The organism is Paraburkholderia bannensis NBRC 103871 (assembly GCF_000685015.1).
In the GTDB taxonomy this organism is placed as follows: Bacteria; Pseudomonadota; Gammaproteobacteria; order Burkholderiales; family Burkholderiaceae; genus Paraburkholderia; species Paraburkholderia bannensis.
Genome location: NZ_BAYA01000014.1, coordinates 146,019 through 160,562, shown reverse-complemented (window position 1 = coordinate 160,562; position 14,544 = coordinate 146,019). Strand labels below are relative to the sequence as shown.

At 63.8% G+C, this 14,544-nt stretch carries 18 protein-coding genes and 3 tRNA genes; 9 read left to right on the top strand and 12 right to left on the bottom strand.

Features of this window, described 5'->3' with window-relative positions; translation table 11 throughout:
* The first annotated feature begins 46 nt into the window (after positions 1-46).
* A tRNA-His gene (locus BBA01S_RS21855) sits at positions 47-122 on the top strand.
* 433 nt (positions 123-555) lie between these two features.
* Here BBA01S_RS21855 and BBA01S_RS21850 read toward each other — a convergent pair.
* Positions 556-632: transfer RNA gene (locus tag BBA01S_RS21850), tRNA-Met, on the bottom strand.
* Positions 633-879: 247 nt separating this feature from the next.
* Entirely contained in the window at positions 880-1,548 is a 669-nt protein-coding gene (locus BBA01S_RS21840; RefSeq protein WP_027818313.1) for an SOS response-associated peptidase, read from the bottom strand.
* Between the two features lie 425 nt (positions 1,549-1,973).
* On the opposite strand from BBA01S_RS21840, the gene BBA01S_RS45235 reads away from it, so the two are divergent.
* Positions 1,974-2,345, top strand: coding sequence for a DUF805 domain-containing protein (locus BBA01S_RS45235; protein ID WP_052391829.1), 372 nt, complete (start codon positions 1,974-1,976; stop codon positions 2,343-2,345).
* 35 nt (positions 2,346-2,380) lie between these two features.
* Here BBA01S_RS45235 and BBA01S_RS21830 read toward each other — a convergent pair whose 3' ends face one another.
* The 5 genes from BBA01S_RS21830 to ssuD all read right to left on the bottom strand — a co-directional run bounded on the left by BBA01S_RS21830 (position 2,381) and on the right by ssuD (position 6,083).
* Positions 2,381-2,623: a hypothetical protein gene (locus BBA01S_RS21830; protein ID WP_027818312.1), complete on the bottom strand. Its 243-nt coding sequence runs from the start codon at positions 2,621-2,623 to the stop codon at positions 2,381-2,383.
* Positions 2,624-2,720: 97 nt separating this feature from the next.
* Positions 2,721-2,936, bottom strand: coding sequence for a TOBE domain-containing protein (locus BBA01S_RS21825; protein WP_027818311.1), 216 nt, complete (start codon positions 2,934-2,936; stop codon positions 2,721-2,723).
* A 77-nt stretch (positions 2,937-3,013) separates the two neighbouring features.
* Positions 3,014-3,982 carry an ATP-binding cassette domain-containing protein gene (locus tag BBA01S_RS21820; RefSeq protein ID WP_027818310.1) on the bottom strand — a complete coding sequence of 323 codons (969 nt, stop codon included), beginning with the start codon at positions 3,980-3,982 and terminating at the stop codon, positions 3,014-3,016.
* Complete coding sequence (ssuC, locus tag BBA01S_RS21815; protein WP_027818309.1) at positions 3,979-4,842, bottom strand: aliphatic sulfonate ABC transporter permease SsuC; 864 nt, start codon at positions 4,840-4,842, stop codon at positions 3,979-3,981. Before ssuC ends, BBA01S_RS21820 begins: the two co-directional genes overlap by 4 nt.
* Positions 4,843-4,925: 83 nt before the next feature.
* The gene (ssuD, locus tag BBA01S_RS21810) at positions 4,926-6,083 is read right to left on the bottom strand and encodes an FMNH2-dependent alkanesulfonate monooxygenase (RefSeq protein ID WP_027818308.1); all 1,158 of its coding nucleotides are present in this window, start codon (positions 6,081-6,083) and stop codon (positions 4,926-4,928) included.
* A 430-nt stretch (positions 6,084-6,513) separates the two neighbouring features.
* On the opposite strand from ssuD, the gene BBA01S_RS21800 reads away from it, so the two are divergent.
* A complete protein-coding gene (locus BBA01S_RS21800; RefSeq protein ID WP_027818307.1) occupies positions 6,514-6,939 on the top strand; it encodes a hypothetical protein in 426 nt (141 codons plus the stop codon).
* Between the two features lie 73 nt (positions 6,940-7,012).
* On the opposite strand, the gene BBA01S_RS21795 is transcribed toward BBA01S_RS21800, so the two are convergent.
* From BBA01S_RS21795 to BBA01S_RS21785, 3 genes are all read right to left on the bottom strand, one after another.
* Positions 7,013-8,185, bottom strand: coding sequence for an enoyl-CoA hydratase/isomerase family protein (locus BBA01S_RS21795; RefSeq protein WP_027818306.1), 1,173 nt, complete (start codon positions 8,183-8,185; stop codon positions 7,013-7,015).
* Positions 8,186-8,272: 87 nt separating this feature from the next.
* Positions 8,273-8,893 carry a TetR/AcrR family transcriptional regulator gene (locus BBA01S_RS42150; RefSeq protein WP_042297663.1) on the bottom strand — a complete coding sequence of 207 codons (621 nt, stop codon included), beginning with the start codon at positions 8,891-8,893 and terminating at the stop codon, positions 8,273-8,275.
* A 29-nt stretch (positions 8,894-8,922) separates the two neighbouring features.
* A complete protein-coding gene (locus BBA01S_RS21785; protein WP_027818305.1) occupies positions 8,923-9,207 on the bottom strand; it encodes a DUF1488 family protein in 285 nt (94 codons plus the stop codon).
* Between the two features lie 244 nt (positions 9,208-9,451).
* Here BBA01S_RS21785 and BBA01S_RS21780 point away from each other — a divergent pair, with 244 nt between their 5' ends.
* Positions 9,452-9,652: a hypothetical protein gene (locus tag BBA01S_RS21780; RefSeq protein ID WP_042297662.1), complete on the top strand. Its 201-nt coding sequence runs from the start codon at positions 9,452-9,454 to the stop codon at positions 9,650-9,652.
* 54 nt (positions 9,653-9,706) lie between these two features.
* Here BBA01S_RS21780 and BBA01S_RS21775 read toward each other — a convergent pair whose 3' ends face one another.
* Positions 9,707-10,045, bottom strand: coding sequence for a DMT family transporter (locus tag BBA01S_RS21775; RefSeq protein WP_027818303.1), 339 nt, complete (start codon positions 10,043-10,045; stop codon positions 9,707-9,709).
* Between the two features lie 4 nt (positions 10,046-10,049).
* Positions 10,050-10,547: a heme-degrading domain-containing protein gene (locus tag BBA01S_RS21770; protein ID WP_027818302.1), complete on the bottom strand. Its 498-nt coding sequence runs from the start codon at positions 10,545-10,547 to the stop codon at positions 10,050-10,052.
* 212 nt (positions 10,548-10,759) lie between these two features.
* On the opposite strand from BBA01S_RS21770, the gene BBA01S_RS21765 reads away from it, so the two are divergent.
* The 5 genes from BBA01S_RS21765 (at position 10,760) to BBA01S_RS21745 (ending at position 14,502) form a co-directional block, all read left to right on the top strand.
* Positions 10,760-10,836, top strand: a tRNA-Met gene (locus BBA01S_RS21765).
* Positions 10,837-11,046: 210 nt separating this feature from the next.
* Positions 11,047-11,592 (top strand): NUDIX hydrolase, encoded by a 546-nt coding sequence (locus tag BBA01S_RS21760; RefSeq protein ID WP_027818301.1) that lies wholly within the window; start codon positions 11,047-11,049, stop codon positions 11,590-11,592.
* A 12-nt stretch (positions 11,593-11,604) separates the two neighbouring features.
* Positions 11,605-12,384: a leucyl/phenylalanyl-tRNA--protein transferase gene (gene aat, locus BBA01S_RS42145; RefSeq protein ID WP_042297661.1), complete on the top strand. Its 780-nt coding sequence runs from the start codon at positions 11,605-11,607 to the stop codon at positions 12,382-12,384.
* 195 nt (positions 12,385-12,579) lie between these two features.
* Positions 12,580-13,344, top strand: coding sequence for an arginyltransferase (locus BBA01S_RS42140; RefSeq protein WP_042297660.1), 765 nt, complete (start codon positions 12,580-12,582; stop codon positions 13,342-13,344).
* Between the two features lie 123 nt (positions 13,345-13,467).
* Positions 13,468-14,502 carry a quinone-dependent dihydroorotate dehydrogenase gene (locus BBA01S_RS21745; protein ID WP_027818300.1) on the top strand — a complete coding sequence of 345 codons (1,035 nt, stop codon included), beginning with the start codon at positions 13,468-13,470 and terminating at the stop codon, positions 14,500-14,502.
* The last annotated feature ends 42 nt before the right edge of the window (positions 14,503-14,544 follow it).

Sequence of the window (14,544 nt, the reverse complement as noted above, 5' to 3'; positions counted from 1 at the left end):
ACGCCGCTGACGAAGCAGCGACAAACAAGAAAACAGTAGGACAGTGGTGGCTGTAGCTCAGTTGGTAGAGTCCAGGATTGTGATTCCTGTCGTCGTGGGTTCGAGTCCCATCAGCCACCCCAAAAGATTCATGCAAAAAGCCCAGTTCATTGAACTGGGCTTTTTGCATTCTGGCGTCTGTGCAATCTCTGTGTCACCGGATTTCGTCAATCGCGCGCCAGCATGCGATGGCGCTCTTTGACCTCTCCAACCACCAGTTCACGATTGGTGACGTGGAGCAGCGCGGTCGCTGGGATAACGGCCTCCGGACTTGTCAGCCGACGCTTCTCTATTGTCGGAGAGGTCGAGGATGCTCTCCTCTCTGGCTGCGTCAACCGCACTCCAGCCAACGAAAGACCGGCGTCACCTTGAAATGGGAAGGACTAGACGAATTGAAGCCAGCTCACTGTTCATTCAGCGCGTAGACAACAAATACAAGCCGCAACCACCGTGACAACGACAGCACCAAAAGCAAAAGCAAAAGCCCGCTTGCATACGCAGAGCGGGCTTTAATGTTGGTTGCGGGGGTAGGATTTGAACCTACGACCTTCGGGTTATGAGCCCGACGAGCTGCCAGACTGCTCCACCCCGCGGCCGGGATTCTAACCGTACCCATCCAAAAATGCAAACACAAAGCCCGCTTGCTTTCGCTCGCGGGCTTTGTGTTTGCATCAGGGGCATGATGGCGGGATTTGAATTCTCGCCAAGCTCACTCGATCATCCGGACGTACAAGCCCCAACAATGTTCTTCATGTACATCCGCAAGCAGGCGGCCTATGACGGCCAGCACCATCATCTTTGAAGTCCCGAAGCTCCGTGCAGAAAGAAGCCTACGCAGGACTAGACCGGCGCTTTCGCCTTGGCCACAACCGGCTCCTCGACTGCCGCCAGTTCCTGCGCGGGCAACAGCCGCAAAAACGACCGCGCCTCATCCATCGACCGACTCGCCAACCAGTTCTCATACTCCACTGGCGGCACGATCACGACCGAACGCTTCTCATCGCCGGGCTTATGAAACCGGTTCATCAGCGCATGAGCATCGGCGTCCACCGTCAGCATCGTGAACGAGTACGTGCGCGCTACTTCGCCCTCTTCAACCGCAGGCTCCTCCCACTCCCGCCACAACCCCGCGATCGCCAACGGTTCGCCGTTTGCCATGCCGATGCGCCAGCGCACTGCTTTGCCCGTTTCATAGCACGGCTCATAAAACGCCTCGCACGGCACGAGACACAATTGCTGTCGTTTCCACGCGCCGCTAAACGAGCGCTTTTCCCCAAGCGTTTCCGAGCGCGCATTCATCGTATCGAACACCCGCACGCCGGGCGGAATATGCTTGCGCGGCACCATGCCGAAAGTCGCGAGATCCGCGCGCCTGACACCATCGACACGGCGAATAATCGGCGCGGCGTAGTCCTTGTAGATCTCGTCGCGCCAAGGGCTGTCAGGCGGCTCAATGCCGAAATGCCGGAAAAGACGATCACGTCGCGCAGCAGCGTAGTTCGTGCACATGACGGCTCCTGTCAGGATCGTCTCATCTTAGCCGTCCGTCACCCTTCCCGCACAACGCTGAGCGCCAAGCGAGGTTTCACAACAAGGTAAGAAACCGAAATATCAAACCGTATACTTCGCCCAGGCAATTTGATAGCGTTTCGTCTGATCGAAGGCACGGGGCCTTCTCTCCAACATCGGTCGGCCCCGGCTTCCCCTGCGCCGCGCTCCCCCAGAGCGCGGCATTTTTTTATCCGCGCGGCATCAGTTTTTCCTGGTTAATCACCGGCCAATTCAGACTAAATATTCAGACACGGTTCAATATCAATGAATCGTTAAAATCCGCCTCATTGCCCTGTCGCCTGACTTCCATGCGTGCGTAAAATCGCATCCCTCCGAGGGGAATAGCCCAGACACATCAATCGACGACGGAAAGATCGATACACATGGAAAGATGGCTAGAAAGACGCTTCAAGCTCGCCGGTCGCGCCACGCGCCGGGAATATGCAGCCACGATGCTGCTCTTTTGCACATTAGTTTTATTACTCGATTCACAAGGAGATTCGAGCGCCTTCGGCAATTCGCTGGCCAGTGCGATATTCGGCGTCGTGATTATCGGCGTGGTTTTCTGGATTCCGATTGCCGTGATCGTACGGCGTCTTCACGATATAGGCTTGAGCGGCTGGTGGTGGTGGCTAATGATATGCGTGCCATTCGGCCAGATTGGCATGTTATTGCTGCTCTTCATTGGCCCGGATCATTTCGGCCAGACGCGCTTTTATCCCAACCCACGTAAAAAGCATGCCCACTCAGGCTGAAGTGTGTCGAGACCGCGTGCCCGCGGCAAACGTCGTCAAGGCGCAGCGCCCCGGTCGATCCATGCACGCGCCGCCGCAAAACCGGCTTCGGCAGCGGCATGTTCGGTGGGCCAAAGCCGGTCGATATGAACGAGTTCCCAGTCCTTGAGCACGACGCCCGCGCGCGTCACCCGAAAGTGTGCCTTCACGCCCGTGAGCACCTGCTCGACCGCGACTTCGATGTCGCAGTCCTGGTAGTGCTCTTCGTAGTCGCCCATGTCGAGGCCTTTCGGCTCCATGATCGTCCCTCCGCGGTGGCTAGCCGGCCCATCGTAGCACTTTGGCGCCGGCCGCCCGCGAGGGACGCCGTGCAGGCGCATGCCACCGCAAGCGCGCTCACAGGCGCGCGATCGAGACCTCGGTTGACTTGACCAGCGCGACGACTTCCGAGCCGACTTTCAGGTCGAGTTCGTCGACCGAGCGCGTGGTGATCACCGACGTCACGACGCCGAACGGCGTTTCGACGTCGACTTCCGAGACCACCGATCCGCGAATGATTTCTTTGATCTTGCCGCGGAACTGGTTGCGCACGTTGATGGCGGTAATGCTCATTGATTCGGCTCCAAATTTTGATGAACAGAAGTGACGAAAGGTCGGTGCAGCAAGTAATCGTTGCGAGTAAAAACGGTTCAAAGCGCCCAGCGCACGTCGGTCGGCCTCAGCCCATCGCGCGTGTCCTGCTTACGCGGTGCGTGGCCGCCCGGCGGCGTCTCGCTGCCCAGCACGCGCTGGAGCACGCTTTCTTCGAGCGCCGCGAAGCGCGCATCGGCGCGGGCACGCGGGCGTTCGAGCGACACGTTCTGGTCGAGCGCGATGCGCCCCTGCTCCACCAGCAGAATGCGGTCGCCAAGCGCCACGGCTTCATGCACGTCGTGCGTGACCAGCAAGGCCGTGAAGCGATGCTCGCGCCACAAGCGCTCGATCAGCGCATGCATTTCGATCCGTGTGAGCGCGTCGAGTGCGCCCAGCGGTTCGTCGAGCAGCAGCAGGCTCGGCCGATGCACCAGCGCCCGGGCGAGCGCCACGCGCTGGCGCTGGCCACCCGACAATCGCGCGGGCCATTCGTCGGCGCGCGCAAGCAGGCCCACTTCGTCGAGCACCGCGCGCGCATCGTCGCGAGCTCCCCGGCCCAGGCCCAGCATCACGTTCTGCAATACGGTCTTCCATGGCAGCAGGCGCGCGTCCTGAAACATGATGCGCGTGTCGAGTTGTGCGCCTGCTTCGCCGCGGCGTGTGAGTTCGCCTGCGTCGGGCGTCTCCAGTCCCGCAACAAGACGCAACAGCGTGGACTTGCCGCAACCGCTGCGACCGACGATCGCCACGAAGCTGCCGCGCTCGATCGAAAGGTCGAAATCGTCGAGCACGACGCGCTCGCCGTAACGCTTGCCCACGCCGCGCAGCTCCACAGCCGGGTCGTGTGCGCGCGCATCGCCGCGAGCATTGACGCCTTGTGCAAAAGCGCCTTTGTCATCGATGGCGGCGCGTGTCCGCTGCACGCCACTTACCTGGTTATCCTGAAGACTGGACTGTCCAGCCTCGCCGGCTTGATGGCGGCTTGCGACGCCGCCAAAACGGCTTGCCAATGTGCTTGCGTTCATGCGTCGCTTCCTTGTTGATACGCGGGATGCCAGCGCAGCGCTACGCGCTCGAGCCATTTGGCGAGCACGTCGGCGAGTTTGCCGAGCGCGGCGTAGAGCAGGATGCCGACCACCACCACGTCGGTCTGGAGGAATTCGCGTGCGTTCATCGTCATGTAGCCGATGCCCGATTGCGCGGAGATCGTCTCCGCCACGATCAGCGTCACCCACATCAGGCCGAGCGCGAACCGCACGCCCACGAGAATCGACGGCAGCGCGCCCGGCAGGATCACTTCGCGATAGAGCGCGAAGCCCTTGAGCCCGTAACTGCGCGCCATTTCGACGAGATTGGCGTCCACCGAGCGGATGCCATGAAAGGTATTCACATACACCGGGAAGAACACGCCCAGTGCGACGAGAAACACCTTCGCCTCTTCCTCGATCCCGAACCAGAGGATCACGAGCGGAATCATCGCGAGCGCCGGGATGTTGCGCACCATCTGGATGGTCGAATCGAGCGCGGTTTCGACGGGCTTGAACAGACCCGTCGCCAGACCGAGCGCAAGCCCGATGCTGCCGCCGATCGCAAAACCCGAGATCGCACGCCACGTGCTCACGCGCACGTCCTGCCACATCTCGCCCGACTCGATCAGCGACCACGCGGCCTTCACGACCGCGAGCGGTTCAGGCAGCACGCGCGTGGAAAGCGCACCCGTGCGTGCGGCCAGTTCCCACGCGGCGAGAATCGCGAGCGGCACGAGCCACGGCGCGAGGCGCTTGAGCGCCGCACGCGCGAGCGCGGCGAAAGGCCGTGCAGTGCGCGGTGCGCCGCCTGCGCCCACGACGGACGCAGCGGCAGCGGTCACAGCGGATTGAGTCATCGAATCGTCCTCCTCTTGCACACTTGCAGCGTGCGTGCGGCACGTTTTCGCGCGGCACGCACGTTATTGCGAACCCGCTACGATCAGCTCTGGCTCGCCTTCGGCAGATACTGGTTGCCGACGACTTCGCCAAACGGCCCCGACAGCGGGCCACCCGCGGTCTTCGCCTGGCGGCCCGGCAGCAGCGGGAACACCAGTTCGGCGAAACGGTAGGATTCCTCAAGGTGCGGATAGCCCGAGAGAATGAACGTCTCGATGCCCAGCGACGCGTATTCCTTCATGAGCGCCGCCACCTGTTCCGGATTGCCGACCAGCGCGGTGCCTGCCCCGCCGCGCACGAGGCCCACGCCCGCCCACAGATTCGGGTAGACCTCCAGGTCCTTGCGCGAGCCGCGCTTGCCGCCGTGCAGCGCGGCCATGCGGCGCTGGCCTTCCGAGTCCATCTTGTTGAACGCGGCCTGGGCGCGCGCAATCGTGTCGTCGTCGAGACGGCTGATGAGGCGATCGGCGGCGGCCCAGGCTTCTTCTTCCGTTTCGCGCACGATCACATGCAGGCGGATGCCGAAGCGGATCTTGCGGCCGCGCTGTTCCGCGCGGGCACGGATGTCGGCGATCTTCTTCGCGACCGCTTCGGGCGGCTCGCCCCACGTCAGGTAGGTGTCGATATGCTCGCCTGCGATCTCGTGCGCAGCCGGCGACGAACCGCCGAACCACAGCGGCGGATGCGGGTGCTGCACCGGCGGATAGAGCGCCTTGCCGCCCTTCGACTGCAGATGCTTGCCGTCGAAGTCGATCGCCTCGTTGGTGTGCGAGGCTTCCAGCAGCTTGCGCCAGATATGCAGGAATTCGTCGGTGATTTCGTAGCGCGTGTCGTGATCGACGAACACGCCGTCGCCTTCGAGTTCGGCGGAGTCGCCGCCCGTCACCACGTTGATGAGCAGGCGCCCGTTCGAGAGGCGATCGAAAGTCGCGGCCATGCGCGCGGCGAGACCCGGCGACGACAGACCCGGGCGGATCGCGACGAGAAACTTCAGGCGCTTCGTTGCGGCGATCAGGCTCGACGCCACGACCCAGGCGTCTTCGCACGAACGGCCCGTCGGCAGCAGGACGCCTTCGTAGCCGAGCGTATCGGCCGCTACGGCCACCTGCTGGAAGTACGCGAGATCAGCGGCGCGCGCGCCTTCGGAGGTGCCCAGATAGCGGCTGTCGCCGTGGGTCGGGATGAACCAGAACACATTCATGCGTGACTCCTGCTTTTTGTTCGAGACGTGAAAATGAAAGCTTCGAGCTGAACGAATCAGCGAAAAATGGCGTAATGGCTCGGCTCTCACACGCAGAACAGGACGAGCTTGTCCGCGCCCGCCTGGTCATCCAGAGCGGCCGGAAGAAACGTTCACTGATCGTTGACTGACGCGGGGAGCGGCGGGCCATGACGGCGGCGCCGTCTTCATGGGGAACCAGTCTAGGGATCGCCCTAAGCCTTTTGAACGATTTTTTTTAGCTTAGGTTTTCCACTTTCGTGCTTTACGCGACGCTTTAGCATACGGGGGTGCATCGCGCGCCCGGCACGCCGATATAATGGCGCCCATACCGACAAAAGCATCCGGCCGCCGCTTATCCCAGTCTTCATGGGCGCATGCGTGCCGCGCCGCGCAACTCTCGCCCGTTCTCATGCAAAAAATTATCTTGCCGTTCGTATCCGGCTTCCTGGCCTCGCTATTCTTTCGCGAGGCAACGCTTGCGCTGCTGCATGCCGCGCAGGTGATCGACGCCGCTGGTTTCTCGACTGAGCCGTTCGCGCCGCTCGGCCTGCCCGAGTTCCTCGTCAATGCGATCTGGAGCGCCTTGTGGGCCATCCTGATGACGTGGCTGCTGCGCGTGTCGCCTTCGCGGCCCGCGCCGTGGGTGCAGGCGTTCGTGTTCGGCGGCGTCGTGCTGACCGCCGCGATGGTGTTCGTGATCGATCCGCTGCGCGGGATCTGGCCGAGCGGCAACATGCTGCCGCGCCTGGCGATGGGCTTCGCCTCGAACGCGGTGTGGGGCTGGGGCGCGCTCGTGTTCATGCGCGCCTTCATGAGCGAAACCGACGAAGACTGATGTAGCCAGCGCGGCGCATGAGCTTCATCGCGCGCCGCGCTTCACCTCCCCTCCTGCTGTTCCCCCTCTGCTTCTAGGCGCCTAACACCCGCAACGGGTGCTCAGCGATACTCCACGGGCTCCTGAACATCGCTTCGACTTCGGCGGGCGGCACGTCTTCGATGCGTGCAAAACGCCAGTGCGGATGGTTGTCCTTGTCGATGATGCGCGCGCGGATCCCTTCCACTACGTCGCCCTGCGCGAAGCTCGAACGCGTCAGGTCGAGATCGCGGCGCAATACGTCGGACATCGATCCTTCGGCACGCGACACCACCTCTAGCGACACCGCCATCGACAGAGGCGAGCGCTCATGCAGCACGCCGACGATCTGCTCGGCCCATTCGCTTTCGGCGCCCTTCGCAGCACCCTGAGCGGCCTCCAGCGACGTGAGAATTTCCGCCACCGTCGGGCGCGAGAAGTGCCGGTCGATCCATGCGCGCGCAACGGCCAGGCCACACTGCGCTTTCGCCTCTTTCTGCGCTTCCGTCCGCGTTTCCGTCTGCGTTTCCGTCCTTGTCGCGCGGCGAATACGCGTGACGATATCCTCGCCCGACATGAACGGCTCCGTTTGCAGCGCATTCACCAACCCAGGCTGCGCGTCGCCGTCGATAGACACATCGGCGAGACCGGCATAAAGTGCGCTCGCGGCGTCGATCGCTTCACCCGTCACCGCGAGATAGCGCCCCAGCGCCCCCGGCGTGCGCGCGAGAAACCACCCCATGCCGACATCGGGAAAGAGGCCAATGCGCGTCTCGGGCATCGCCAGGCGCGTCGTGCCGTCGACCACGCGTAGCCCACCGGTGCGATGCGCGCCCTGCGAGATCCCCATGCCGCCGCCCATCACGACGCCGTTCATCAGCGCGATATAAGGCTTCGGATAACTGAAGATCGTGTGATTGAGGCGATATTCCTCGATGAAGAACGTGTCGATTGCCGCCTGATTTCCTGCCCGATACGACTCGTACAGAAAGCGGATATCGCCACCCGCGCAGAACGCGCGCGGATGACGCGTATGCACGAGCACGGCGAGCACTTCCGGGTCGTCGCGCCAGGCGTCGAGCGCCGCCTGCATCGAGCGCACCATGGCGGTCGAAAGCGCATTGAGCGCCTGCGGCCGGGCAAGCTCGATGAAACCGATGCGATTCGTGACGTGTGTGAGGACGTGTTGTTCGGCGTCGGCGATTGAAGGATGGGTTTGCTGGGGCATGGCGAACTGGCGGATAAGTGAAAGCGCAATGAAAAACGCGAGCAAGTCGGCTTTGCGAGGCTATCACGTGGCGGCAGGCCGCGTTTTCTATCCCGCTTCGGACTTGAAGCCCGCGCCGTGCCGGCCATCGAGCCAGCCATCGAGCGCGGCGTCGATCACCGGCAGGTGCGACGACTCGGGCCCGAATGCCGGCCCCGAAAGCGAGAACGCCACGACGCCATGCAGCAGCGCCCACATTGCACGCGCGAGCAGCGCGGGTTCGGCGCAGACTGATGCGAACGCATCGGCGAAAAGCGTCGTGATCGCGGCAATATGGTCGTCGGGCGGCGGCAGTTCGGCCTCTGGCATTTCCCGCTCCGGCAAAGGCGCAGGCAAGAACATCAGCCGATACGTTTCAGGATGCGCACAGCCGAATGCCACATAAGCATGCGCGAGCGCGTGAAGCCGCGCGCGCGGCACCTCGATTTCGGCACAAGGCTCAAGGCGCGTCAGCAGTTGCGCAAAGCCTTCGCGCCCCAGCGCTCGCACAATCGCGTCGCGGCCCTCGAAATGCAGATAAAGCGATGCGGGCGAGTAGCCAATCGCGTCGGCGATCTTGCGCATCGAAAGCAGGTCGATGCCTTCGCGCATCACAATCCGGCGGGCGGCATCGAGAATACGTGCGCGCAAGGGCGACACGCGCGGCTCTTTCGGTTCGACGGTGCTCATGATGGTGATAGCGCTGATGGCGGCCGCGATCAGGACAGCAGCGTACCCGGCGGGAAATGCCCGCTTTTGAGCAGCACGGGCGTGCCGTTGCTCAGTTCGAGATGGGCGCGCGCAACGGCTTCGATGCGGCGGCGGCCCGCGTCGAAAGCCTGCATCCAGGCCTCGCGGCCTTCGGGACGCGCGCCGAAATGATCCTCAAGCGCCTCGACGGAAATCGCGCAAGGCACGCGCGCACCGTCGACCAGCGCGGGAAACACCACAGTGAGATTGGAGTCGTGCCAGGACGGCGCTTCGGAAGGAAAACGGATATCCATGTCCAGCCCCGCGGAGAAATCAGCAGAGGAAAAGTCGCGCCAGCAGACATCGCAGGCGCGCACCATGTTACGCGCAGCGGGACACGCGAGGCGGCGACGTGTGCATTCTGCATCGACGTGGCAGCCGAATCTGCGAAACTCACTTGCACGCTGAGTTGCACCAGCTGCACAGGCTTTCATTGCGCAAGCCGCTTTTCTGCAAGCCCCTTTTCTGCAAGCCCCTTCACTCTCGATGGACGCGCACATGACTGGACGCTACTTCGACACCGATCAGGAAATCCCCGAATCGCAGGCCGCGAACCGCTGGTTCCGCTACGCGGGGGAGCACGACATCGACATCGCGCGCGCGATCAGCCTGTGGGAAGACGCGGCGACGCCCGAGGGAGAAAGCAGCCGCGAAACCGTCGCGGGTTGCGGCGTGCGCATCGTGCCACCCGAGCGTTGAGCGCGGCGGCACGACCGCCGCGCTTACGACACGCACGACGCGCGCGGGAGGCGCTCAGTGCGCCTGCATTTTCGAAAACAGGTTCAGGACGAGCACGCCCGCGACGATCAAGCCGAGGCCGATGGTCGCGGGCAGATCCGGCACCTGTTTATAGAGCGCCATCGCGACGAGCGTGATGAGCACGATGCCCACGCCCGACCACACCGCATAGACAATGCCGACCGGCAGCGTCTTGAGCGTGAGCGAGAGGCAATAGAACGACACGCCGTAACCCACGATGACGATCGCCGACGGCACGAGCCGCGAGAAACCGTTCGAGGCGCGCAGCGCGGAGGTGGCGATCACTTCGGCGACGATCGCGATGGCGAGAATGAGCCAGGGTGAGGTGCGCATCGCGTCAGGCCTTTGCAAGCGCGAGCTGGCTGTAGTCGGCGCCAAGCTGCGCGCACAGCGCCTCGACGACGAGTTCGTGATCGAGGCGTTGCGGCAGCCCCGAAACCGTCACCGATCCAATCACGCCTACGCCATCGACTGCGAGCGGAAACGCGCCGCCGTGCGTCGCGTAGTCGGTGGCCGGCAAGCCGTGTTTGTCCGCAAGCGTGGTGCAGGTCTGCTGCAGGCGCAAGCCGATCGCGTAGGAACTGCGACGGAAGTGCTCGACCACGCGCGACTTGCGCTGCACCCACGAGACGTTGTCGGGCGAAGCGCCGGGCAATGCGCAGAAGAACAGCGGCAGGCCGAAGGTGCGCACGTCGATGGCAACCGCATGCGAGCGCGCAACAGCCAGCTCGCGCAAAAAGGCGCCGAGTTGCCAGGCGCGCTCGGTATCGAAGCGGGGAAACACGAGCGTGCGCTCTTGCGCGGCGATCGTTTGCAGGTCGTGAGCGATATCCATATATCCGTGGGAACGTGAAGGCGACGCAGGAAGAAAGCAGTCAGAAGACGTCAGCAACGACTTCGGCCCCGATTCTAGCCTGGCGATCTGGAATCGCTTTGCAAAGGTTCTGCAATGTGCGGGCAGCCTTTTCGCAAGCGCCCAGAAAAGGATTCGTCAAATAGCGCTTGCAGGATCCCAGGATCTACCCTATAATCTTTTTCTCTGACGGACGCGGGGTGGAGCAGTCTGGCAGCTCGTCGGGCTCATAACCCGAAGGTCGTAGGTTCAAATCCTACCCCCGCAACCAAAGCTGTTCTGTCAGAAGCAATCAAGGGTTACAACGCATCGGCGTGTAACCCTTTTTTGTTTTCTAGCCGCCATATCGACGCTCAAGCAGCGACGCCCCCACATCGGCGGCACCTTCATGCCGATCCGCTTATGCGAGCGCTCCGGGTCAAGCTCCCGTCATGACGCGCCGCGGTGATACACTCGCATCACCCATCCCCCTATCGTGCCCATGAAATTCTGCTCGACTTGCGGTCAGGCGGTCAGCCTGCTCGTGCCGCCCGGTGACAACCGCGAACGCTACGTCTGCGCGCACTGCGGCACCATCCACTATCAGAATCCGCGCAACGTGGTCGGCACCGTGCCGGTCTGGGAAGACAAGGTGCTGCTGTGCCGCCGCGCGATCGAGCCGCGCTACGGCTACTGGACGCTGCCCGCGGGCTTCATGGAAATGGGCGAAACGACCTCCGAAGCCGCCGCACGCGAAACGCTGGAAGAAGCCGGCGCACGGGTCGAAGTGCAAAGCCTCTTCTCGCTGCTCAACGTGCCGCGCGTGCATCAGGTTCACCTGTTCTATCTCGCGCGCCTGCTCGACCTCGACGTCGAAGCCGGTGAGGAAAGTCTCGAAGTGCGCCTGTTCGAGGAGCACGAAATTCCGTGGGACGAAATCGCCTTCCCCACGGTCGGCCAGACCCTGCGCTTTTTCTTCGCTGATCGCCAGTCGGGCAGCTACGGCCTGCATACCGGCGACGTCCTGCGCCCGCTGCGCGACGGCTGACGCGCTCCGGCGATGGTGCCCTGGCTTTCGCCCGACGACCCGTTCCCACCGGTCGAGCGCGCCCTGGGCGCCTCGAGCGGCGCGCCGGGGCTGCTCGCCGCCAGCGCCGACCTGCTGCCCTCGCGCCTGATCGACGCCTACCGGCACGGCATTTTTCCGTGGTACTCGGACGGCCAGCCGGTGCTCTGGTGGAGCCCCGATCCGCGCATGATCCTGCGCCCCGACGAGTTCAAGGTCTCACCCTCTCTCAAGAAAACGCTCAAGCGCGTACTGCGCGATCCCGCGTGGGAAATCCGCGTTGACGACGACTTCGCCGCCGTGATGCGCGCCTGCGCGAACGCGCCGCGGCGCGGCCAGCGCGGCACCTGGATCACCGCCGACGTGATCGACGCGTATTCGGCGCTGCATCGGATCGGCGACGCGCACAGCATCGAGGCATGGTTCGAAGGACAGCGCGTGGGCGGTCTTTACGGCGTATCGCTCGGCACGATGTTCTTCGGCGAATCGATGTTCGCGTCCATGACCGACGCCTCGAAGATCGCGCTCTCGGCGCTCGTCGCGCATCTGCGCCGCAACGGCGTCGCGCTGATCGACTGCCAGCAGAACACCGCGCATCTGGCGTCGCTGGGCGGGCGCGAAATCGCGCGCAAGCCGTTCATCGCGCATGTGCGGGCGAATGTCGGCGCACAGGCGATTGCGTGGCGCTTCGACAAAGGCGTGCTGGCCGACTGGCTCGGTCACGAAGGTCGCGGTCTGGGCCAGGCCGAAAATCCGCCTGTTCCCACGGTCTGAGTCGACCTGCCTGCGCGACTGCGAACCACGCCGAAGCCTGCACCACCCGTCGCCACACGTGCGCCAGGCCGCGTATTTCGATAGATGCAAGCCAGGCGTCGATGTTAGTATGCAGTCAGAACACGTCGCGTTTACCGCCAGCACCGGCGGCCCCCGAGACACGCGGCGTTCCGATCTGCTTCGAGAGCTGCCAACGTGACTCATCCAAACGAGCTGCCGCTTTCACCGCTTTCCGCGCTGCAATTCTATGCAACGGCGCCCTACCCCTGCAGCTATCTGGAGGGGCGCATCGCGCGCTCGCAGGTGGCGACGCCTAGCCACCTGATCAATTCCGACGTCTATACCGATCTCGTCAAGGCGGGCTTTCGCCGCTCGGGTGTGTTCACCTACCGCCCGTACTGCGACGGCTGCCGCGCCTGCGTGCCGGTGCGTGTGCCGGTCGAGCACTACACGCCCAACCGCACCCAGCGGCGCACCTGGAAGCATCACGGCGAACTCGTCGCGACGGTCGCGCCGCTGCATTACGACGAGGCGCATTACGCGCTCTACATGCGCTACCAGTCGGCGCGTCACGCGGGCGGCGGCATGGATCGCGACAGCCGCGACCAGTACGAGCAGTTCCTGCTGCAGAGCCGGATCAACTCGCGGCTCGTGGAGTTTCGCGAGCCCGATCCGCAACATCCCGATGCGCCGGGGATCCTGCGCATGGTCAGCATGATCGACATTCTCGGCGACGGGCTGTCCTCGGTGTACACCTTCTTCGAGCCCGACACGCCGCACGCAAGCTACGGCACCTACAACATCCTCTGGCAGATCGAGCAGGCGCGCAGCCTGCAACTGCCGTACGTCTACCTGGGCTACTGGATTCGGGAAAGCCCGAAAATGGCCTACAAGGCGCGCTTCCAGCCGCTCGAAGGCCTGTTCGACGGCGTCTGGCGCGCGCTCGATCCGGTCGAGTGACGGTTGAGTGACGGTCGTTGCCCGGCACCGCGGATTACGCCGATTCCAGCGCGCCCGCCAGCCGCCGCGCCTTTGTCGCTAAAATAGCGGGTTCTCATTTTCTGGCGCCCGCGCCTTCCTCCCGTGTTCAGCACCCTTTATCCGTTCGTCCGCGACCAGCTCTTTCGCATGGACGCCGAAGACGCCCACCATCTTTCCCTGCGCATGATCGGCGCAGCGGGCCGCACCGGCATGGCCGGGCTGCTCGCCTCGCGCGTGCCGGATTCGCCGCGCACCGTCATGGGCCTGACCTTCCGCAATCCGGTGGGTCTCGCCGCGGGCCTCGACAAGGAAGGCGCCGCCATCGACGGTTTCGCCGCGCTGGGCTTCGGTTTTATCGAAGTGGGCACGGTCACGCCGCGTCCGCAGCCGGGCAATCCGCGTCCGCGCATTTTCCGTCTGCCGCAGGCGGGCGGCATCATCAACCGGATGGGCTTCAACAACCACGGCGTCGAGCAGTTCGTGAAGAACGTGCAGGCCGCGCGTTATCGCGGCATTCTCGGCCTGAATATCGGCAAGAACGCCGATACGCCGATCGAGCGCGCCGCCGACGACTATCTCTTCTGCCTCGAACGCGTGTATCCGTTCGCGAGCTACGTGACGATCAACATTTCGTCGCCGAACACCAAGAACCTACGCCAGCTGCAAGGCGGCGGCGAACTCGACGCCCTGCTCGCGGCGCTCAAGGACAAGCAGCAGCGTCTGGCCGACATGCACGGCAAGCTCGTGCCGCTCGCGCTCAAGATCGCGCCCGATCTGGACGACGAACAGGTCAAGGAAATCGCCGACACGCTGCTGCGCCACAAGATCGAAGGCGTGATCGCCACCAACACGACGCTCTCGCGCGCGGCCGTCGAAGGCCTGCCGAACGCGACCGAAACCGGCGGCCTGTCGGGCCGCCCGGTGTTCGACGCGTCGAACGAGGTGATCCGCAAGCTGCGCGCCGAACTCGGCGGGCAGGTGCCGATCATCGGCGTGGGCGGCATTTTCTCGGGCGAGGATGCGCGCGCGAAGATCGCCGCGGGCGCCGCGCTCGTGCAGGTCTACACGGGCTTCATCTACCGCGGCCCGGCGCTCGTCGCCGAGTGCGCGCGGGCGCTGGCCTCGGGCCGCGCCTGAGGCTATAGTTTCAGGCCATGTGCGGCGCATCGAACCTGTTCG

Coding starts and splice junctions, on each gene's coding strand:
- BBA01S_RS21780 (WP_042297662.1), top strand. CDS start 9,452: ATGACTGGACGCTACTTCGACACCGATCAGGAAATCCCCGAATCGCAG.
- BBA01S_RS21840 (WP_027818313.1), bottom strand. CDS start 1,548: ATGTGCACGAACTACGCTGCTGCGCGACGTGATCGTCTTTTCCGGCAT.
- BBA01S_RS21825 (WP_027818311.1), bottom strand. CDS start 2,936: ATGAGCATTACCGCCATCAACGTGCGCAACCAGTTCCGCGGCAAGATC.
- BBA01S_RS42150 (WP_042297663.1), bottom strand. CDS start 8,893: ATGAGCACCGTCGAACCGAAAGAGCCGCGCGTGTCGCCCTTGCGCGCA.
- ssuD (WP_027818308.1), bottom strand. CDS start 6,083: ATGAATGTGTTCTGGTTCATCCCGACCCACGGCGACAGCCGCTATCTG.
- BBA01S_RS21760 (WP_027818301.1), top strand. CDS start 11,047: ATGAAATTCTGCTCGACTTGCGGTCAGGCGGTCAGCCTGCTCGTGCCG.
- BBA01S_RS21820 (WP_027818310.1), bottom strand. CDS start 3,982: ATGAACGCAAGCACATTGGCAAGCCGTTTTGGCGGCGTCGCAAGCCGC.
- BBA01S_RS21785 (WP_027818305.1), bottom strand. CDS start 9,207: ATGGATATCCGTTTTCCTTCCGAAGCGCCGTCCTGGCACGACTCCAAT.
- aat (WP_042297661.1), top strand. CDS start 11,605: ATGGTGCCCTGGCTTTCGCCCGACGACCCGTTCCCACCGGTCGAGCGC.
- BBA01S_RS45235 (WP_052391829.1), top strand. CDS start 1,974: ATGGAAAGATGGCTAGAAAGACGCTTCAAGCTCGCCGGTCGCGCCACG.
- BBA01S_RS21795 (WP_027818306.1), bottom strand. CDS start 8,185: ATGCCCCAGCAAACCCATCCTTCAATCGCCGACGCCGAACAACACGTC.
- BBA01S_RS21800 (WP_027818307.1), top strand. CDS start 6,514: ATGCAAAAAATTATCTTGCCGTTCGTATCCGGCTTCCTGGCCTCGCTA.
- ssuC (WP_027818309.1), bottom strand. CDS start 4,842: ATGACTCAATCCGCTGTGACCGCTGCCGCTGCGTCCGTCGTGGGCGCA.
- BBA01S_RS21775 (WP_027818303.1), bottom strand. CDS start 10,045: ATGCGCACCTCACCCTGGCTCATTCTCGCCATCGCGATCGTCGCCGAA.
- BBA01S_RS21830 (WP_027818312.1), bottom strand. CDS start 2,623: ATGGAGCCGAAAGGCCTCGACATGGGCGACTACGAAGAGCACTACCAG.
- BBA01S_RS21770 (WP_027818302.1), bottom strand. CDS start 10,547: ATGGATATCGCTCACGACCTGCAAACGATCGCCGCGCAAGAGCGCACG.